This window comes from Dietzia sp. SL131, assembly GCF_026672565.1.
Classification (GTDB): Bacteria; Actinomycetota; Actinomycetes; order Mycobacteriales; family Mycobacteriaceae; genus Dietzia; species Dietzia kunjamensis.
Genome location: NZ_JAPPRI010000003.1, coordinates 2,094,078 through 2,113,386, shown reverse-complemented (window position 1 = coordinate 2,113,386; position 19,309 = coordinate 2,094,078). Strand labels below are relative to the sequence as shown.

Sequence of the window (19,309 nt, the reverse complement as noted above, 5' to 3'; positions counted from 1 at the left end):
AAGGGATCGATCACTGGTGACGTGCACGGGTGACGTTCATGGGTGATGTGGTGTTCACCCGCGCGGAGAAGCTCGACGCGCCGCCGATGCCCGGTGGGGAGCTGGCGCTGCAGGCACCGCCCGCCCTGCCCCGGCCCACGCCCCGGCCCCTCGTCCAGATCATCCTGCCGATCGTGCTGGTGGTGGCCGTGGGCGGGATGGTCGTGGTGATGATGCGGACCGGCATGATGCGCAATCCCATGTTCATGCTCTTCCCGGTGATGATGGCGGTCTCCGCCGTCGGCATGCTCGCGGGGACTCTGAGCGGCGGTAACAAGACCGCCGAGACCGACGAACTGCGGAAGGACTACCTGCGCTATCTCGGCCAGACCCGCGACACCGTGCGCGCGACCGCATCCGCCCAGCGCGCCGCCGCCCTGTGGCGTCACCCGGATCCGGTGGAGCTGCCCGCGTTGGTGGGCACGCCCCGGATGTGGGAACGCGACGAGTCGGATCCCGAGGACCTCACCATCCGGGTGGGCCCGGGCCGTCAGGCACTGGCGACCCGGGTGGACGCGCCCGACACCGGCCCGGTCGACGACCTGGAGCCGGTCTCGGTGGTGGGCATGCGCCGCTTCGTCCGCGTGCACTCGGTGGTCGACGACCTGCCCGTGGCGCTGGAGCTGCGCGCGTTCGCCGCGCTGTCGCTCGACGGTGAGGTGGAGGTGGTGCGTTCCGCGGTACGCGCGATGATCGCCGGGCTCGTCGTGGCCCACGGGCCCGACAGGGTCCGGGTCGCGGTGGCCGCGAGCGAGGGCGACGCCCGTCAGGCCTGGGAGTGGCTCAAATGGCTCCCGCACCACGAACACCCCGACTACACCGACGGCGGTGGTCGGGTCCGGCTCACCGAGTTCTCTCTCGCCGGGGCGGAGTCGATGCTGGGAACGGGCATCTCCGACCGTTCGGCGTTCTCACCGAGTGCCCCGGTCGTGCCGGGACGGGCGCACCTCGTCGTCGTCGTCGACGGTGTGGGCGTCACCGGCGCGGAACGTCTCCTGGCGGAGGACGGACTGGACGGGGTCACGGTGCTCGAGGTCTCCGGCAGCCGCGCGGGGCAACTGCGCGACCTCGCGCTGCGCCGCGGCCTGTGCATCCGGGTCGACGACGACCGCGTGGCCCGCGTGCGCAGCGAGGCCGGGGACGAGGACATCGCCCGGGTCGACGCGATGAGCCCGCCGGAGGCCGAGCGGTTGGCCATGGCCCTGTCCCGGTACCGACCCGCCGACACGGTGACCCACGCCGACGGCTCCACCACGACCCGCCGCGCGCCCGGGCTTCCGGACCTGCTGGGCATCGGCGTGGCCACTCAGGTCGATCCCGCGGTGGCGTGGCGGCGGCGCGGCGAACGCGACCGGCTGCGCGTGCCGGTGGGGGTCAGCCCGGACGGTGCCCCCGTCGAGTTGGACCTCAAGGAGGCCGCGCACGGAGGCATGGGACCGCACGGTCTGTGCATCGGCGCGACGGGTTCGGGGAAGTCCGAGTTCCTGCGCACCCTCGTGCTGGGCCTGGTCGCCACCCACGACCCGGACTCGCTCAACCTCGTCCTGGTGGACTTCAAGGGCGGTGCCACGTTCCTCGGGCTGGAGTCGCTGGCGCACGTCGCCGCCGTCATCACCAACCTCCAGGCCGAGATCACCATGGTCGACCGGATGCGCGACGCGCTCGAGGGCGAGCTCACCCGCCGCCAGGAGGTGCTGCGTGCCGCGGGCAACTACGGAGGCGTCGGCCAGTACGAGGCCGCCCGTGCCAAAGGAGCCCCGCTCGAACCGCTCCCGGCGCTGGTGATCGTGGTCGACGAGTTCTCGGAACTCCTGTCGTCCAAACCCGAGTTCGCGGAACTGTTCCTCACCATCGGTCGCCTGGGCCGAAGCCTGCACATCCACCTGCTTCTCGCGTCGCAGCGGCTCGAGGAGGGGCGGCTGCGCGGGTTGGACAGCCACCTGTCCTACCGGATCGCGCTCAAGACGTTCTCCGCCACCGAGTCGCGCACGGTTCTCGGGGTCACCGATGCCTACCACCTCCCCGCCACCCCGGGCGCCGGGTACCTCAAAGTGGACGCCGGCGACCCGGTGCGCTTCGACGCCGCCTACGTCTCCGGGCCGTACCGGAAGGACCGTCGACTCGACGGGTCGTCGGTGGCCGCACCGGTCGCGCGCGCGGCGGTCCGCCCGTTCACGTCCTGGTACATGCCCGTGCCGGCCCCTACTCCGGCGGCGTCCGGGGTCGACGACGACGAGGCCCGCCCGTCCTCCGGCGCCGCGGACGAGGGGCCCGCCGACGGGTCCGCGAGCCTCCTCGAGGTCCTGGTGGGGCGACTCGCCGGGCACGGCAGGCCCGCGCACGAGGTGTGGCTGGCGCCGCTCGGGGAGGGGGCGCCGCTCGACGCCGCGGTAGGTACCGAACCGACGGACGAGCGCGCCGGGGCCGGACCCGAGGGCTCCGGAGCGACCCCGACGGCCGGTCGGCCGGCCCGCCTGAGGTTCCCGCTGGCCGAGGTGGACCTGCCGTTCGAACAGCGCCGCGCCATCTGGCACGCGGACCTCTCCGGGGCGGACGGCAACGTCGCCGTGGTGGGCGGGACGCGATCCGGCAAGTCGACCACGCTGTGCACGCTCGTGCTGTCCGCGGCGGCCACGAACGACCCCGGCCGCCTGTCGGTGTACGTCGTGGACCTGGGTGGCGGGGCGCTGCAGTCGGTCGCGGACCTGCCCCACGTCGGCGGGGTCGCCCGTCGTGGTGAGGACGAGAAGATCCGCCGCACGATCGCCGAGGTGGACGCCGAGCGCCGTCGCCGCGAGACCGCGTTCCGCGAGGACGGCGTGGCCTCCGTCGACCAGGCGCGGCGCCGGGTGGTCGACCGGGACGGCCGCCCTGTGGCGGAGTACCCCGACGTGCTCCTGGTGATCGACGGCTGGCAGGCCCTGCGCACCGAGTTCGAGGATCTCGAGCAGACCGTGCTGGGGCTGGCCGCGGACGGGCTGTCCTACGGGATCCACGTGGTGCTGTCCGCGTCCCGGTGGGCGGACCTCCGACCGGCGTTGCGTGACGCCCTCGGCACCCGGGTCGAACTGCGACTGGGGGATCCCACCGACTCGATGATCGATCGGCGGGCCGCGATGACCGTGCCCGCCGCCCCGGGCCGCGGGCTCACGCCGGACCGTCACCACATGCTCGTCCACCAGCCCCGCCTCGACGGGCGGGTCGACGCGGACGGCATGGCCGACGCGACCGCCGAGGCGTCCCGCCATCTCGCGCGCAGGTGGCGGGCGCGGGTGGGCGACGTCGCCGCGGCGCCGGTCCGGATGCTGCCGGAGGTGCTCCCGTACTCGCAGCTGGCGAGTCTGTCGCGCCCCGGCCCGGACGGACGCCGCACCCGGGTCCCGCTCGGGGTGGACGAGGCCGACCTCACGGCGGTCTACGCCGACCTCGAGGGCGACCCGCTGATGCTGGTACTCGGTGACTCCGAATGCGGCAAGACCTCGCTGCTGCGCTCGCTGGCTCGCGGACTGGTAGCCGGAAACGGCCCCGAGCACGCCAGACTCATCGTGGTCGACTACCGACGCACCATGCTCGGCGAGATCAAGGGAGACCACCTCGCGGGGTACGCGCCCACCGAGACCGCCCTGGCCCCGATGGTCGAGCACCTCGTCCGCGTCCTCGACGAGCGCATGCCGGGCGCCGACGTCACCCCGGAGGAACTGCGGGCGCGGTCGTGGTGGAGCGGCCCGCGGATCCACCTGCTCGTCGACGACCTCGATCTGGTCATCACCGGCGGGGGCAACCCGCTGCAACCGCTCACCCGGTTCTTGCCCCACGCCCGCGACATCGGTCTGACGGTGGTCCTGGCACGGCGCAGCGCCGGGGCGTCGCGGGCGATGTTCGACCCGTTCGTCGCCCGCATCCGGGATCTCGGCGGGGCCGGGTTCCTCATGTCCGGCAGTCGGGAGGAGGGCCCACTGCTCGGCGGTATCCGGCCGGGGCCGCTGCCGGCGGGCCGGGGCCGACTCATCACCCGCGACGGCGGCGTCCGGCTGGTGCAGACCGCCCTGTCCGAGCCGGGACAGGGCGGCGAGGTGTGACCGACACGCGGGCGGCGACCCTGGCCGTCGACCTGTCCTGCTCGGGGCTGACGGTGGCGGCGGCGTCCGCCTCCGCGGTGCTGTCCCCGGTGGTCGCTCCGGCATCGGTGCTCGCCGGGTTGGACGGCTCGGCGCTCCCGCCGGGGGGCGATCGCCTCGAGTGCTCCGCCCGCGTGGAGGTCGCCGCCGGCCGCTTCCCGGACCGCTGCCTGGCCGATCCGGTCGCGCACGCCCACCGTGACCGCGTCGAGGTCGCGGGCCTGTCGGTCCCGGTCTCAGAACTCCTCGGTGCCCCCGTGACCCGGGCACTGCGGTGGGGAGGGGCCCGCGAGGGCGACGCCGTGGTGCTGGTCGTACCCACCGACTGGGGGACCAGCCGCACCACGCGGCTCGTCGGCGCCGCCCACGGCGCGGGGGTCACCGCCCACGTGGTCAGGTCCGCGCTGGTCACCGCCGAGGCCCTGCCGTCGTCCTCCGCACGGTGGGCGCTCTGCGTGGAGTCCTGCCACACGCGGACCACCGTGGGACTCGTCGAGCGGACCCGTGGCGGACTCGTACTCGTCGACCGGGCCGTGGTGCACCGGCGGGACCCCTGTCGCGACACCGCGGTCGACGATGAGGTGCCGCGGGTCCTCGACGCCGTCGCCGAGGTGCGCCGTCGCCGGCGTGAGGCGGGCACCGGGTCGACCGAGGTGCTGGTGCGCGGTCGCCTCGCCGAGCGCGTCGTGGACGCCTGCGACCGGGCCCGACTGCTGTCCTTCGTGGTCCCCGCGATCTCACCGGTCGAGGCGGCGTGGCGCCTGTACGCGACCGCGTGACCGGGTCGCGTGACCGGACCGCGCGGGCGGCCCGGACACGAGCGGGACGGACGAGTTTTTACCGATCCTGCGGAACCGAACCGCCCCGCGGGCGCGTCGAACACTGTGACGGACCCAGAAGGGGATTCCGCACCGACCACAGTGGAGGACGAGATGACCGGGTTCAACACCCACATCGGGACCATGGACACCGCGGCCAGGAGGGTCGACGACGTGAACCTGGAGATCGACCGCCTGCTCGGCACCGTGCGGGACTCGGTGTCCCAACTCGGCGGCTCGGTGTGGAGGGGCGCCGCGCAGGCCCGCTTCACCCAGATCATGACCGAATGGCAGCAGCAGAGCACCAAGCTCAACACCGCGCTGGCGGGGATCTCGGAGACGATGCGCACCAACAGCACATCGTTCGACGCAGCGGACCAGGATTCGGCCGCGCTCATCAACCGCGCCGGCGCCGCCGGGCCTCTCAACCTCTGACCACCAGCACCGCCAGCACCGCCAGCACCGGAAGGGTACCCCCATGACCTCAGGACAGATCACCTACAACCACGGCCCGATCGAGGCACTCGTCGGCCAGGTCACGCAGGCCTCGGTCAACCTGCGCACCACTCTCGACGATCTCAAGGCCTACCTCGCACCGCTGGTCGCCGAGTGGGAGGGCGACGCCGCCGTCGCCTACCAGGCGCACCAGAACGACTGGGATCAGGCCGCGGCCGCGCTCCAGTCGATGCTCGCCGAGATCTCCCGCGCCGCCGGCCAGGGCAATCAGGGTATGGCCGACGCCGATCGTCGCGCCGCCCAGGGCTGGGGCTGAACCGGCTCGACGGGCACCCCGACCCCGCCGACGTCCCGCGACGACGGCGGGGTCGTGGCGTGTCGACCGGATGCGTCCGGCCCGCGGGCGTCCTACCGTCGCGGCACGACCCGGGAACGATCCCGGTGAACGCCACGTGGAGAACGCCACACGAAGGGGGACCGCATGTACGTCACGCACGATCCGTCGACCGGCCGGACCGACCGCGAGTACGAGCAGACCGAGGACGTCGACGCCATCCTGAGCACCGTCACCGAGGGGTTCACCGCCTGGCGCGCGACGGAGGTGTCCGAGCGGGCACGGATCCTCCTGGCGATCGCCGACGCCTTCGAGGAGCACCAAGAGGAGCTCGGCAAGGCGATCACCACCGAGATGGGCAAGCTCCCCGCGCAGGCCCGCGGCGAGGTGGCCCTCGCGGCGTCGATCTACCGCTGGTACGGCGAGCACGGTCCCGCGCTGCTCGAGTCCGACACCCTCGATGTGCCGGACGCCCGCCTCAACCGGGTGACCTACGAGCCGGTCGGCCCGCTGGTCGGCATCATGCCGTGGAACTACCCCTACTACCAGGTGGCCCGGTTCGCGGCGCCCAACCTGCTGCTGGGCAACACCATCGTGCTCAAGCACGCGAGCATCTGCGCCCGCTCGTCGGCGGCGATCGAGAAGGTCCAGCGCGGAGCCGGCCTCCCCGAGGACGCCTACGTCAACGTGTACGCCTCCAGTGACACGGTGGCCGAGATGATCGCCGACCCCAGGATCAAGGGCGTCTCCCTCACCGGCAGCGAGGGCGCCGGCGCCGCGGTGGCCACCGTCGCCGCGAAGAACCTCAAGCCCAGCGTCCTGGAGCTCGGCGGCTCGGACCCGCTCGTCGTCCTGGACGCCGACGACCTCGACGAACTGGTCGAGACCGTGGGCCGGGCGCGGCTGTCGAACTGCGGGCAGGCCTGCAACTCGCCCAAGCGGATCTTCGTGCCCGCGCAGATGAAGGACGACTTCGTCGGGCGGCTGAAGAACCTCTACGAGGAACTGGCCGTCGGGCCCGCCGCCGACGAGGGCACCGAGCTGGGCCCGCTGTCCTCCGAGGACGCGCGCGACGGCGTGGTCGAGCAGGTCCAGCGCGCCGCGGAGCAGGGGGCGACGCTCGTCACGGGCGGCGCGGCGATCGATCGCCCCGGCGCATTCATGCAGCCCGCCGTCCTCACCGACATCACCCCGGAGATGGACGCCTACCGCGAGGAGATCTTCGGCCCCGTCGCCATGGTGTACGGCTACGACTCCGTCGACGAGGCCGTGCGGATCGCCAACGACACCCCGTTCGGTCTGTCCGGCTCGGTGTGGGGAACCGACGTCGACCGCGCCTCCGAGGTGGCCGAGCGGCTCGAGGTGGGGATGGCCTACGTCAACGAACACGGCACGACGATGCCCGGCCTGCCGTTCGGCGGCGTCAAGCGTTCGGGCTACGGCCGCGAGCTCGGCCGCTGGGGACTGACCGAGTTCGCCAACGTCCGGCTCCAGCGGGTGCACTGACCCGGCAACACGCCCACCCCGCGAACGACGACAGGGCCCCGGCTGCACAACGCAGCCGGGGCCCTGTTCGCGCGCGAGGTCGCGTCAGCGAGCCCCGGCGTACGCCTGCGCGAGTCGCGCGATCTTCTGGGCCCGGGCCAGGCGCGGCAGGTCGGCGCCGTCGCGGGCGCGCTCACCGCCGGGACCGAGCTCATCGATCACGGACTCGGCCCACGAGACGTCGGCCGCGGAGGGGGAGAGAACCTCGTTGATGTAGGGCGCCTGGTCCACGCGGAGGCACAGCTTGCCGGTCATGCCCATCTCGACCGCGTGCTCGGCGGCGTCCTTGAGGACCTGCGTGTCATTGGAGATGGTCGGCCCGTCGATGGGCGGGGCCACGCGCGCGATCCGGCTGGCCACCACGAACTGCGAGCGCGTGTACGCCAGTGCGATCTGCGACGACCCGATGCCCGTGTCGCGACGGAAGTCACCGACGCCGAACGCCAGCCGCACCACCTGCTCGGACTTGGCGATCTCGGCGGCCTGGGCGAGACCGTCGGCCGACTCCACCAGCGCGACGATCGGGGTGTTCTCGGCCAGACGCGCGGCAGTGAGGGAGACGTGCTCGGCGTTCTCGGTCTTGGCCAGCATCACGCCGTCCAGTCCGGGGCAGTGCCCGAGCGCCATGAGGTCCTTCTCCCATTCGGGGGACCGGACGTCGTTGATGCGGATCCACGCGTGGTTCCCGGCCTCGAGCCACTGACGGACCTCGCGACGGGCCCGTTCCTTCTCGGACTGCCGACACCCGTCCTCCACGTCGAGGACCACCACGTCCATCTCCGAGTTGACGGCGGCGTCGAAGCGCTCGGACTTGTCCGCGGGCAGCAGCAGCCACGAACGGGCGATGGTCGGTGGGATGGTCGACATGGGGCTCATGGGTACCGGTCATCCTTTGGTCGTGAGGCGGCGACGATCGCGCTGGCAACCTCCCCACGATACGCCGGGCACCCCCGGCGGGCCCATGCGGGAACGACTCTCACATCTCGGGGGCGGTGACCAGCTGGATCAGGTTGCCGCAGGTGTCGTCGAGGACCAGTGCCCACACCGGGCCCATCTCGGTGGGGGGCTGCACGATCCGGGCGCCCCGCTCCTTCAGTTCGTCGTGCACCCGGTGGATGTCGTCCACCTCGAACTGCGCGGCAGGGATGCCGTCGGCGTGCAGGGCGGTGGCGTACGCGCGTGCCGCGGGGTGCTGGTCGGGCTCGAGCAGCAGCTGCGTGCCACCCGGGTCGCCCGGGTCCACCACCGTCAGCCAGCGGAAGTCCCCGGCCGGGAGATCGTGCTTGATCACGAAGCCCAGGACCTCGGTGTAGAAGGCCAGTGCGCGGGTCTGGTCATCGACGTGGACGGAGGTCACTGTGATGCGCGGCATACTCTCCACGGTAGGTCGGTGGGCGTCCGTCGGCATCCGCTCCGCGGCCGCCGGAGCCCATTGCTGACAGGAACTGTCCGCAAAGCGAGCGGTGAGTGTTGACTGGGACGCGGGCGGGGGACACCCTTTCTAGGTGAGCACCCGATCCTCTTCCGCGCCGGCGATAGAAGCAGAACACCTCGTGAAGCGCTTCGGTGATTTCACCGCCGTGGACGACATCTCGTTCACGGTCCCCACCGGAACCGTCCTCGGGCTGCTCGGCCCCAACGGCTCCGGCAAGACGACCACCATCCGGATGATGACCACGCTGAGCCCGCCGACCTCGGGAACCGCCCGGGTCGCCGGGCACGATGTGCTGCGTGAGCCGGCGCAGGTCCGCAAGGCCATGGGCCTGACGGCGCAGTCGGCCACGGTGGACGAGTTGCTCACCGGACGCGAGAACCTCCGCCTCATCGGCGACCTCTACGGCCTGCCCAAGAGGGCGGTCAAGGCGCGCGCGGACGAACTGCTCGAGAAGTTCTCCCTGGCCGACGCCGCCACCAGGGTCGCGAAGAGCTACTCCGGCGGAATGCGGCGTCGGCTCGACCTCGCGGCGAGCCTCGTCGCCGCCCCGCCCGTGTTGTTCCTGGACGAGCCGACCACGGGGCTCGACCCGCGGTCGCGCAATGAACTATGGGACGTCCTGCGGGGCCTCGTGCGGGACGGCACGACGTTGCTGCTGACCACGCAGTACCTCGACGAGGCCGACCAGCTGGCCGACCGGGTCATCGTCATCGACCACGGCAGCGTCATCGCCGACGGGACGCCGCTGCAACTCAAGGATCGTTCGGGCGCGGCGAGCCTGGTGGTCACGGTGTCCCGCCCGGACGACGTGGACGAGGCCGCCCGCGTCCTGGCGGGGCGCATCGAGGATCTGCACGTCGACCGGGACGCGCGCCGTCTCACCGCGCCGTCGGAGGGGGTCTCGGCCCTGGCCGCGATCGCGGCGGACTTCACCGAGGCGGGTATCGAACTCGACGACATCGGCCTGCAACGGCCGAGTCTCGACGACGTCTTCCTCTCCCTCACGGGCCGCAAGGCGGAGGACCCGCAGACCGACACGACCGATCAGGAGACCCGGGTATGAGCACCGTCGCCGACCCCGCCACCACGTCCCCCGAGCGGGAGCACTTCTCCGTCCCGGTCCGTCCCGACGGGCCCTCGTTCGGCCGGCAGATCTCCGCGCTGGTGCGCCGCAACCTCTTCCACATCAGGCGCCAGCCGGAGAACCTCGCCGACGTCACCATCCAGCCGGTGATGTTCGTCCTGCTGTTCGCGTTCGTCTTCGGCGGTGCGATCGCCGTGGCGGGCAGCGGGGACTACCGGGAGTGGCTGCTGCCGGGGATCATGGCGCAGACCATGGCGTTCTCGTCGTTCGTCGTGGCCTCCGGGCTGTGCAACGACCTCAACAAGGGGATCATCGACCGCTTCCGGACGCTGCCCATCCAGCGATCGTCGATCCTCATCGCGCGCAGTGCGTCCAGCCTCATCCACTCCTCGATCGGCGTGGTCGTCATGTCGCTGACGGGCCTCATCGTGGGGTGGAGGATCCGCAGCGGGCTCCTCGACGCGCTGCTGGGGTACCTCATCCTGCTGGGCTTCGGCTTCGTCATGATCTGGATCGGCATCGTCGTGGGCTCGAGGCTCAAGACGATCGAGGCGGTGAACGGCGTCATGTTCACCACGACGTTCCCCATCACGTTCGTCGCCAACACCTTCGCCCCGCCGGAGTCGATGCCCGTGTGGTTGCGGGCGATCGCGGAGTGGAACCCGCTCTCCTCGGTCGTGCAGGCGATGCGTGAGCTCTGGGGGAACGCTCCGGCGGTCGGTCCGGACGCCGCCCTGCCGTTGCAGCACCCGGTGCTGGCGTCACTGTTGTGGATCGTCGGCCTGACGGTGGTGATCGCCCCGATAGCGATCAAGGCCTTCGACGCCCGCACCCGCGATTAGCGCGCCGGTCAGCCCGCCGACGAGCCCGCCGACGGGAGAGCCGGTACCGTCTCAGCGCTTCTTCCCGGGCGAGACGCGGATGGTGATCGAGCCGGTGATGGGCTCGACCCCGGCGTCGTCGACGAACGTCAGCGGGACCTCGACGTCCTGTCCGCTGGTGAAAGTCGAGAAGTCCGGCATGTCCGTCCACTCGGCGGTGACGGTCATGCCGCCGGTCGACATGGCGGGGTAGCGCACGTTCATCCCGACGGGGATCCATCGGTGGGTGGTGGGAACCGTGGCCTCGGCGAGCATGCCCATGGCCATCTCGGCGAGGTTGCACGCCGCGATCACGTGGAAGGTGCCGATGTGGTTGCGGTTGCCCCACCAGCCGGGTCCGCGGACGACGCAGCGGCCCGGTCGGAGTTCGACGACGTGCGGGTACGCCGTGCGGAAGTACGGGGCCTTGAGGCTCACCGCCGCGCTGAACAGGCGGGAGCCGAACGGGAGCCGGGTGGCGGTCTTCCACAGCCGGTAGGTGGAGGTGTCGGCGTGGTGGGTGGGGGAGGTGTCGGAGTCGGTCACGACGACGAGGTTACCCGCCGGTAAGTTCAGCGCGGTCGCCCACTGGGCTCGAACGCGTCCTCTCGGGCGAGGATCTGTGTCCCGTGACGCAGGAGCTCGTGGAGGCGATCCTGGTCGGCTCCGGGCTCGGCCACCCACAGGCGGTAGGCCGACAGCCCGATCCCCAGCGCGGCGTGCGCGGTCGCGGCGGGCACGAGATCGTCCACCGCCTGGCCGAGCCTGGCGGCGACGAACCCGGCCACGGCCCGGCGCCAGTCGGCGTACACGAGGGTCGAGTGCGCCTGCAGTTCGTCCACGCCGAGCAGGAGGCGCATCCGTAGTCGGTGCGCCTCCGTCTGCTCGCGGGGGAACGTGTTGAACGCGATGAGTGCGTCGGCGAGGGCGTCGCGCAGTGGCGTCTGCTCGGGCACGTCGGCGAGGTACTCCAGCATGAGGTCGATCTGCTCGTCGAACTCGCCCCAGGCGATGGCGGCCTTGCCGGGGAAATAGCGGAACAGCGTGCGGCGGGAGATGTGCGCGGCCTCGGCGATCTGGTCGACGCTGGTCGCGTCGTAGCCCTGCCGGGCGAACAGGTCGAGGGCCACGTCGACGATGGAGGCGCGCGTGGTCGACGGCCGACGTCCCGGGGGCCGTGTCCCGGTTCCGGGCAGTTCCGGCATTCCCATGACACGAGAGCCTAGATGAGTGACCCTTGCCACTGGCACTAAGTGCCAATATGATGCAGATCTCACCGGAAACCGGTGGGATGTCGCCGGAGTGCCAGACGAGAGGACACGTCATGGAGAACACGCAGAACACCGAGGTCGTGCTGGAGGAGGCCCTCATCGAGGAGGTCTCCATCGACGGCATGTGTGGGGTCTACTGAGATGACCTCCGCAGCAGCGCCGGCCGACGCCGAGCAGTCAGCCGCCCCGGCGGAATTCGACCTCGACGCCGGCTGGCGCCTGCACCCCGGGGTGGCGCTCCGGCCCGAGCCGTTCGGGGCACTGCTCTACCACTTCCACACCCGCAAGCTCAGCTTCCTCAAGTCGCCGACCATCGTCGAGGTGGTCCGCACCCTCGCCGACCACCCCACTGCGCGCGCCGCCTGTGCCGCCGCCGGGGTGTCGATCGATGATCCGGCGACAGCGCGGCTGTACCTGCACGCGCTCGGCCAGCTCGCCGCCTCGCGCATGATCGAGGAGACCTCATGACCAGCATGCTCGACCGTCCCGTCCCGGCGCCCGTCGGCCGCCTCGTCGACCAGTTCGAGCGCGGGCTCGACGCGCCGATCTGCCTGACCTGGGAACTCACCTACGCCTGCAACCTCGCCTGCGTGCACTGCCTGAGCTCCTCCGGTCGCCGTGACCCGCGCGAGCTCAGCACCGAGCAGTGCAAGGCGATCATCGACGAGCTGCAGAAGATGCAGGTCTTCTACGTCAACATCGGCGGTGGCGAGCCCACGGTCCGCTCCGATTTCTGGGAGCTGGTCGACTACGCCACCAGCCATCAGGTGGGCGTGAAGTTCTCCACCAACGGTGTCCGTATCGACGAGAAGGTCGCCAGGCGCCTGGCCGCGAGCGACTACGTGGACGTCCAGATCTCCATCGACGGTGCGACCGCGGAGGTCAACGACGCGGTCCGCGGCCCGGGGTCCTTCGACATGGCCTGCCGTGCGCTGCAGAACCTCAAGGACGCCGGCTTCACCGACGCCAAGATCTCGGTGGTGGTGACGCGCGAGAACGTCACCCAGCTGGACGAGTTCAAGGCGCTGGCCGACAAGTACGACGCGACCCTGCGCATCACCCGCCTGCGCCCGTCGGGCCGCGGCGCCGACGTGTGGGACGACCTGCACCCGCTGCCCGAGCAGCAGAGGGACCTGTACGACTGGCTGGTCGCGAACGGCTCCGACGTGCTCACGGGTGACAGCTTCTTCCACCTGTCGGCGTTCGGTGAAGGCCAGGGCTCGCTTCCCGGGCTCAACCTGTGCGGTGCCGGCCGTGTGGTGTGCCTGATCGACCCGATCGGCGACGTCTACGCCTGTCCGTTCGCCATCCACGAGGAGTTCCTCGCCGGCAACGTCGTCGCCGACGGCGGGTTCGAGACGGTGTGGCAGACCTCGGAGTTGTTCCGTGAGCTGCGCGAGCCGCAGTCGGCCGGGGCGTGTGCGTCCTGCGACTTCTATGACAGTTGCCGGGGTGGCTGCATGGCGGCCAAGTTCTTCACCGGGCTGCCGATGGACGGCCCGGACCCCGAGTGCGTCCAGGGGTACGGAGAGGGACTGCTCGCGGCTGAGCGCAGCATCCCCGACCCGTCGCAGGACCACACCCGGCCCATGGGACTCGCGGCGCGTAAGCAGCCCACCGGCCCGGTGCCGCTGACCCTCGTCACGACACCACCGCGCCGGCCCACCAGCCTGTGCGACGAGTCCCCGATCTGAAACCGGCCCGCCCGGACGAACCCCGCTGGCCCGGACCAACCCCGCAAGACCGGACGAACCCCCTAGAAGGAGCACCCACCACCGTGTCCCGCCTGTCGAAGATCGCCGAGGCCAACCCCTGGCGCCAGAACCCGTGGTTCGAGTCGGTCGCGGAGGCCCAGCGCCGCGCGAAGAAGAAGCTGCCCAAGAGCGTGTACATGGCGCTCGTCGGCGGAAGCGAAGCGGGGGTGACCATCCGCGACAACATGGACGCCTTCACCGAGCTCGAGCCCAAGCCCCACGTGATCGGCGCCAAGCAGGACCGCGAGATGGCCACCACGGTGATGGGCCAGCCCATCAGCCTGCCGGTGATGATCTCGCCGACCGGCGTCCAGGCCGTCACGCCGGACGGCGAGGTGGACGTGGCCCGCGCCGCGGCCGCCCGCGGCACGGCGATGGGACTGAGCTCGTTCGCGTCCAAGCCGATTGAGGAGGTCATCGCGGCCAACCCGCAGACCTTCTTCCAGGTGTACTGGCTCGGCGGCAAGGAGAAGGTGCTGGAGCGGCTGGAGCGCGCCAAGGCCGCCGGGGCGGCGGGCGTCATCCTCACCACCGACTGGTCGTTCTCGATGGGCCGTGACTGGGGCAGCCCGGCCATCCCGGAGAAGCTCGACGCCAGGGCCATGATCACCCTCGCCCCGCAGATCGCCGTGCGTCCCCGCTGGGCCGCCGAATGGGCCCGCGACGTGGTGGTCAACAAGCGGTTCCCCGATCTGACGACCCCCAACCTGGTGGGCAAGGGCGAGATGGGCCCGACGTTCTTCGGTGCCTACGGCGAGTGGATGGGCACCCCGCCGGCCACGTGGGAGGACATCGCCTGGGTCGTGGAGAACTACGACGGACCGGTCATGCTCAAGGGCATCACCCGGGTCGACGACGCCAAGCGGGCCGTCGACGCCGGGGTCACCGCGATCTCCGTCTCCAACCACGGCGGCAACAACCTCGACGCCACCCCGGCGTCCATCCGGTGCCTCGCGCCGATCGCCGACGAGGTGGGCGATCAGGTAGAGGTCCTGCTCGACGGCGGCATCCGTCGCGGTTCGGACGTGGCCAAGGCACTCGCGCTCGGTGCCCGGGCCGTGATGATCGGTCGCGCGTACCTGTGGGGGCTCGGGGCCAACGGCCAGGCGGGAGTGGAGAACGTCCTCGACATCATGCGTTCCGGACTCGACTCGAGCCTCATCGGGCTGAGCAAGTCCTCGATCTCCGAGCTGAACCGCGACGACTACGTCATCCCCGACGACTTCATGCGCCGTCTCGGCGTCTGACCCACCACCACGGAAGAGAAGGACACCCCCTGTAGTGGGAGATTTCGACGGCAAGGTCGTCTACATCACCGGTGTGGCCCGCGGCCAGGGCCGCAAGCACGCGATCCGCTTCGCGCGCGAGGGCGCCAGGATCATCGGCCTGGACCTGTGTGACTCGCCGTCCGAGTACGTGAAGTACCGGGCCGCCACCGAGGACGACCTGGCCACCACCATCGAGCGCGTGGAGGCCGAGGGAGGGGAGATCCTCGCCGAGGTCGGTGACGTCCGCGACCTGGCGTTCCAGCAGGCCCTCGTGGCCCGCGGCGTGGAGCGCTTCGGTGGCCGCCTGGACGTGGTGATCGCCAACGCGGGCATCTGCAACTGGGGCAAGGTCTGGGAGCTCGACGAGCAGCAGTGGCAGGACACCCTCGACATCAACCTCACGGGGTACTGGAAGACGCTGCGTGCGGCGATCCCGCACATGCTCTCCGCCGGTAACGGCGGGTCGATCATCCTGGTGAGCTCGGTGGCCGGTCTCAAGGCCATGCCGGTGCAGTCGCCCTACTCGGCGTCCAAGTACGGCGTGGTGGGCCTGGCCCAGACCGCGGCGAAGGAGCTCGGCGAGCACGGTATCCGGGTCAACACGATCCACCCCTACGGTGTCCAGACGCCGATGGGCGCGGAGGACCCCGACGCGCTCGAGGTGTTCAACACCATGCCGCAGTTCCTGCCGCACTTCACGCCGATCCTGGGGATGGGCATGGCCACCACCGACGACATCTCGGACTCGGTGATGTTCCTCGCCTCGGACGCCTCGCGGACCATCACCGCCTCGACCTTCACCGTCGACATGGGCGCGATCAAGGTCTGACCCGACGTGACGGGCGCGATCGGCGCGACCGGCCGGGCCGGTGCGGGAGTGCTTGCGGTGCTGCCCCTCGGGGCGACCGAGCAACACGGCCCGCACCTGCCGCCGGAGACGGACACCCTCCTGGCCACCGCGACCGCCCGCGCCCTCGCCCCCGGTGACGTCCGTGTGCTCCCCGGCCTCGCCTACGGTGCGAGCGGGGAGCACCAGGCGTTCGACGGGACCGTGTCGATCGGCACCGAGGCCCTCGCCGGGACGATCATCGAGCTCGGCCGGTCGGTGAGCGCCTGGGCGGACCGGCTCGTCGTGGTCAACGGGCACGGCGGCAACGTCGACGCACTGCGCCTCGCGGTACCCCGACTCCGCTACGAGGGCCGCGACGCCGCCTGGCTGCCCTGCCGCACGAGCGAGGACCCCACGGACACCCACGCCGGTCACGCCGAGACCTCGCTCCTGCTGCATCTGCACCCCGACCTCGTGCGGGTCGACCTCGCCGCGCCCGGATGTGTCGAACCGTTGCCGCGGATCCTGCCCGCCCTCCGCGAGGGTGGCGTCGCGGCGGTGAGCCCGAACGGGGTGCTGGGCGACCCCACCACCGCCTCCGCCGACGAGGGCCGGCGCCTGTGGGAGGCGCTGCTCGACGACGCCCGCGGCCGCCTCGGACGCTGGCGGCCGGGGGAGGACGGGATGCTGCGATGAGCGAGGTCCCCCACGTTCTGCTCGACCGTCGTACCCGGGTATTGCGCCGTGGCGACGTCGTGCGGGTGCTGGGTGGCGACCCGGTCACCCTGATCACGCCGTCGCCGGCCGTGTCGGCTCTCCTGGACGGCGGCGAGACGGTCGCCACCGACACCCCCGCGGGTGCGGCCCTCGCGCGTGCCCTCACGGACCGGGGGATGGCCCACCCCGCCGGCACCGCGACGGGCACCCGTCCGCTGGCGGCCGTCGCGGTGGTGGTCCCCGTCCGTGACGACGCCGCCGGGGTCGCCGCGCTCTCGAAGGCGCTCGCGCCGGAACTCGCCCGCGGACTGCACCTCGTCGTCGTCGACGACGGCTCCACGCCGCCCCTGACCACCTCCGCCTCCCTGACCACCCCCGCCACCCCGGCCACCTCCGTCACCCCGGCCGCCACCACAATCCTGCGCCACGACGAGTCGAGGGGACCCGCCGCCGCCCGCAACGCGGGCACCGCCGCGGCCGTCGGGGCCGGGGCGCAGGTGGTGGTCTACCTCGACGCCGATGTGATCCCGCTGCCCGGGTGGCTCGACGTCCTGCTCGCCCGCCTCGACGACCCCCGGGTCGCCGCGGTCGCGCCCCGCATCGTGGCCGCCGAACCGGGGCGGTTCTGGGTACGCGGGTACGAGACGGCCCGCTCCGCGTTGGACATGGGGCCCGAGCCTGCGAGGGTCCGACCCCGCACACGGGTGGCGTACGTCCCCAGCGCGGCGCTCGCGGTACGACCCGACCGGTTGCCGCCCCCTCCCGAGGGCGGGGGAATCGGCCCGTTCGACGAACGCATGCGCGTCGCCGAGGACGTGGACCTGTGCTGGCGCACCGATGCCGCGGGGAGCCATCTGCGCTACGAGCCGGCCGCCAGGGTGGCGCACCGGCATCGCACGTCGCTCGGCGCGGTGGTGGCGCGGCGCGCGTTCTACGGGCGTGGAGCGGCGCCGCTCGCCGACCGCCACGGGGCCGCCGTGGCGCCCGCGGTGGCCGCACCGTGGTCCCTCGCCGTGGCGATCGGGGTGTGGAGCGCCACGCCGGTGGGGTCGCTGGTCGCGGCCGGTGCGATCGGGAGAGCGTGGTGGCGGACCCGCGGCCTCACCGGGGACGGTCGCGCGGCCGCCGGGTTGGTCACCCGGGGAGCCGGGGCGTCGGTCCGTCAGCTACCGCAGGCACTACTACGCCCGTATTGGCCGGTCACGGCGGCCGCGCTCGCCGCCACCGCCCGGTCCCGTTCCCACGCGGCTCGCGGCCTGCGCCAGCGTCTCCTCGCCGCGGCGGTGGCCGAGGGTCTGTGGCACTGGTGGACCGCCCGGGAACCCGGACGGCTGCCGATCGACGAACCCCTCGGGCACGTCCTTCTCCACCGTCTCGACGACCTGGCCTACGGGGTCGGTGTGTGGCGCTCGGCGTGGGCCGCGCGCTCGCTCGACGCACTGCGACCGGACGTCACGCGGTGAGCGGCGGAGAGGGATCCCGAGCCGCGAGGGCCGACGTGGTGGTGGTCGGCGCGGGCCCGGCCGGCTGCGTGATGGGCCGCCGCCTCGCCGAGGCCGGTGCCGACGTCCTCCTGGTGGAGTCCGGCACCGCGAGCGCCTCGCCGCGCGCGGGCCTGCTCGACGTGGGTCCGGGGTCGCAGGTCGTCGCCCGTCATCGCGCCACACTCGGCGAGGCGAGACTCGACCTGCCCCGCGGCCGCACCCTCGGCGGGTCCGGAGCGGTCAACGGCGGGTACTGCACCCCGGCCCGGCCGGCGGACCTCGCGGAGTGGGGTCCGGACTGGCCGCGGCGGTACGCGGTGGGACTGGCCCGGGCCGCCGAGCGCCTCCGACCCGGCCTGGCGCCGATGGGGCCGGTCGCCGCGCAGGTGGCCGCCGCGTTCCCCGGCCGCGTGTCCGCGATCGGTCAGGCGCGCCGGGGCCCGCGGCGCGTCACCGCGTTCGACGCCTGGGACCCGTCCGGCGCGGGGGCCCGGGTGCGCACCGGGGCGCAGGTCCGGTCGCTCCGGTGGGAGGGCGGGCGCGTCGCCGGACGGTGTGACGGCGTGGTGCTCGACGACGACGAGGAGATCGGTGCCGGACAGGTGGTGCTGTGTGCGGGGGCGATCGGGACGGCCGCCCTGCTGATGGGGTCCGGGATCGGACCGTCCACTGGACACCCGGTGGGCCACGGGGTGCAGGAGCATCCGGAGCTGCTGTTGGACCTTCCCGCGGACGTCCTGTCGGGCCGGGACCCGTACCCGCGTCCCGGCCCGGACGCGCCCGGGGGGCTGCCACCCCTGCTCTCCCATGTCGTCCGGCTGCAGCTGTCCGCGGCGGCCGAGGTCGAGATCCGTCCCTATGCCGTCCCCCTGCACCACGTCATCCCCGGCCTGGTGCCGGCGCCGCGCCGGATCGGGGTCGCCCTGATGACCCCGGTCGGTCGTGGCCGGATCGGTGACGACGGGACCGTGCACCTGGCCGACGATCCGCACGACGCGGCCGTCCTCGCCGAGGCCGCCGCGAGGGTGGCGGAGCGGATGGGCCTGGACGGGGACGTCACGGTCTCGACCTCGCAGCACCTGTCCGGCACCGCGCGGATCGGGGAGGTGCTCGACGACTCCGGACGTGTCCTGGGGGTGCCGGGACTGCGGGTCGCCGATGCGTCGGCGCTGCCCTCGCTGCCGCGGTGCGGCCCCTACTACACGGTCCTCGCGGTGGCCGAGGACCTCGCTACGCGGGTGATCGCCGAGCGGGCGTGGTAGAACGGCACGAGAACACGTTCCACCGATGGGGTGGG

19 protein-coding genes are annotated in these 19,309 nt (G+C 72.2%); 15 read left to right on the top strand and 4 right to left on the bottom strand.

Annotation, left to right across the window (positions count from 1 at the left end; genetic code table 11):
• The first annotated feature begins 38 nt into the window (after nucleotides 1-38).
• The 5 genes from eccCa to OVA21_RS10720 all read left to right on the top strand — a co-directional run bounded on the left by eccCa (nucleotide 39) and on the right by OVA21_RS10720 (nucleotide 7,271).
• Nucleotides 39-4,118 carry a type VII secretion protein EccCa gene (eccCa, locus tag OVA21_RS10740; RefSeq protein ID WP_268093141.1) on the top strand — a complete coding sequence of 1,360 codons (4,080 nt, stop codon included), beginning with the start codon at nucleotides 39-41 and terminating at the stop codon, nucleotides 4,116-4,118.
• Nucleotides 4,115-4,936: a hypothetical protein gene (locus OVA21_RS10735; protein ID WP_067716604.1), complete on the top strand. Its 822-nt coding sequence runs from the start codon at nucleotides 4,115-4,117 to the stop codon at nucleotides 4,934-4,936. The genes eccCa and OVA21_RS10735 overlap by 4 nt, the downstream gene beginning before the upstream one ends.
• A 153-nt stretch (nucleotides 4,937-5,089) precedes the next feature.
• Nucleotides 5,090-5,410 carry a WXG100 family type VII secretion target gene (locus OVA21_RS10730; protein WP_067716986.1) on the top strand — a complete coding sequence of 107 codons (321 nt, stop codon included), beginning with the start codon at nucleotides 5,090-5,092 and terminating at the stop codon, nucleotides 5,408-5,410.
• 43 nt (nucleotides 5,411-5,453) lie between these two features.
• Nucleotides 5,454-5,747: a WXG100 family type VII secretion target gene (locus tag OVA21_RS10725; protein ID WP_067716601.1), complete on the top strand. Its 294-nt coding sequence runs from the start codon at nucleotides 5,454-5,456 to the stop codon at nucleotides 5,745-5,747.
• Between the two features lie 165 nt (nucleotides 5,748-5,912).
• On the top strand, nucleotides 5,913-7,271 hold the full coding sequence (locus tag OVA21_RS10720) for an NAD-dependent succinate-semialdehyde dehydrogenase (protein WP_067716599.1): 1,359 nt from the start codon (nucleotides 5,913-5,915) through the stop codon (nucleotides 7,269-7,271).
• Nucleotides 7,272-7,355: 84 nt separating this feature from the next.
• On the opposite strand, the gene OVA21_RS10715 is transcribed toward OVA21_RS10720, so the two are convergent.
• A complete protein-coding gene (locus OVA21_RS10715) occupies nucleotides 7,356-8,177 on the bottom strand; it encodes an HpcH/HpaI aldolase/citrate lyase family protein (protein ID WP_082923926.1) in 822 nt (273 codons plus the stop codon).
• Nucleotides 8,178-8,286: 109 nt separating this feature from the next.
• On the bottom strand, nucleotides 8,287-8,682 hold the full coding sequence (locus OVA21_RS10710; protein WP_120284022.1) for a VOC family protein: 396 nt from the start codon (nucleotides 8,680-8,682) through the stop codon (nucleotides 8,287-8,289).
• A 133-nt stretch (nucleotides 8,683-8,815) separates the two neighbouring features.
• On the opposite strand from OVA21_RS10710, the gene OVA21_RS10705 reads away from it, so the two are divergent.
• Both OVA21_RS10705 and OVA21_RS10700 read left to right on the top strand, forming a co-directional pair.
• Nucleotides 8,816-9,808 carry an ATP-binding cassette domain-containing protein gene (locus tag OVA21_RS10705; RefSeq protein WP_069390276.1) on the top strand — a complete coding sequence of 331 codons (993 nt, stop codon included), beginning with the start codon at nucleotides 8,816-8,818 and terminating at the stop codon, nucleotides 9,806-9,808.
• Nucleotides 9,805-10,671, top strand: a complete 867-nt coding sequence (locus tag OVA21_RS10700) for an ABC transporter permease (RefSeq protein WP_069390277.1) — start codon at nucleotides 9,805-9,807, stop codon at nucleotides 10,669-10,671. Before OVA21_RS10705 ends, OVA21_RS10700 begins: the two co-directional genes overlap by 4 nt.
• Before the next feature lie 51 nt (nucleotides 10,672-10,722).
• Here OVA21_RS10700 and OVA21_RS10695 read toward each other — a convergent pair whose 3' ends face one another.
• Both OVA21_RS10695 and mftR read right to left on the bottom strand, forming a co-directional pair.
• Nucleotides 10,723-11,235, bottom strand: a complete 513-nt coding sequence (locus OVA21_RS10695; RefSeq protein ID WP_096907072.1) for a hotdog fold domain-containing protein — start codon at nucleotides 11,233-11,235, stop codon at nucleotides 10,723-10,725.
• A 26-nt stretch (nucleotides 11,236-11,261) separates the two neighbouring features.
• Nucleotides 11,262-11,900: a mycofactocin system transcriptional regulator gene (mftR, locus tag OVA21_RS10690; protein ID WP_067716583.1), complete on the bottom strand. Its 639-nt coding sequence runs from the start codon at nucleotides 11,898-11,900 to the stop codon at nucleotides 11,262-11,264.
• A 113-nt stretch (nucleotides 11,901-12,013) separates the two neighbouring features.
• On the opposite strand from mftR, the gene mftA reads away from it, so the two are divergent.
• The 8 genes from mftA (at nucleotide 12,014) to mftG (ending at nucleotide 19,274) form a co-directional block, all read left to right on the top strand.
• Nucleotides 12,014-12,100 (top strand): mycofactocin precursor MftA, encoded by an 87-nt coding sequence (gene mftA / locus OVA21_RS10685; RefSeq protein ID WP_067716580.1) that lies wholly within the window; start codon nucleotides 12,014-12,016, stop codon nucleotides 12,098-12,100.
• A 1-nt stretch (nucleotide 12,101) separates the two neighbouring features.
• Nucleotides 12,102-12,428, top strand: a complete 327-nt coding sequence (mftB, locus tag OVA21_RS10680) for a mycofactocin biosynthesis chaperone MftB (protein ID WP_067716578.1) — start codon at nucleotides 12,102-12,104, stop codon at nucleotides 12,426-12,428.
• Entirely contained in the window at nucleotides 12,425-13,654 is a 1,230-nt protein-coding gene (gene mftC / locus OVA21_RS10675; RefSeq protein ID WP_067716575.1) for a mycofactocin radical SAM maturase, read from the top strand. The genes mftB and mftC overlap by 4 nt, the downstream gene beginning before the upstream one ends.
• Nucleotides 13,655-13,737: 83 nt before the next feature.
• Nucleotides 13,738-14,961, top strand: coding sequence for a pre-mycofactocin synthase MftD (gene mftD, locus OVA21_RS10670; RefSeq protein WP_067716572.1), 1,224 nt, complete (start codon nucleotides 13,738-13,740; stop codon nucleotides 14,959-14,961).
• Nucleotides 14,962-14,995: 34 nt separating this feature from the next.
• Nucleotides 14,996-15,811 carry a mycofactocin-coupled SDR family oxidoreductase gene (locus OVA21_RS10665; RefSeq protein ID WP_067716570.1) on the top strand — a complete coding sequence of 272 codons (816 nt, stop codon included), beginning with the start codon at nucleotides 14,996-14,998 and terminating at the stop codon, nucleotides 15,809-15,811.
• A gap of 6 nt (nucleotides 15,812-15,817) precedes the next feature.
• Entirely contained in the window at nucleotides 15,818-16,507 is a 690-nt protein-coding gene (gene mftE, locus OVA21_RS10660) for a mycofactocin biosynthesis peptidyl-dipeptidase MftE (protein ID WP_007633256.1), read from the top strand.
• The gene (gene mftF / locus OVA21_RS10655; protein ID WP_096907075.1) at nucleotides 16,504-17,991 is read left to right on the top strand and encodes a mycofactocin biosynthesis glycosyltransferase MftF; all 1,488 of its coding nucleotides are present in this window, start codon (nucleotides 16,504-16,506) and stop codon (nucleotides 17,989-17,991) included. The genes mftE and mftF overlap by 4 nt, the downstream gene beginning before the upstream one ends.
• Nucleotides 17,988-19,274, top strand: coding sequence for a mycofactocin system GMC family oxidoreductase MftG (gene mftG / locus OVA21_RS10650; RefSeq protein ID WP_245847280.1), 1,287 nt, complete (start codon nucleotides 17,988-17,990; stop codon nucleotides 19,272-19,274). Before mftF ends, mftG begins: the two co-directional genes overlap by 4 nt.
• Nucleotides 19,275-19,309 lie beyond the last annotated feature (35 nt).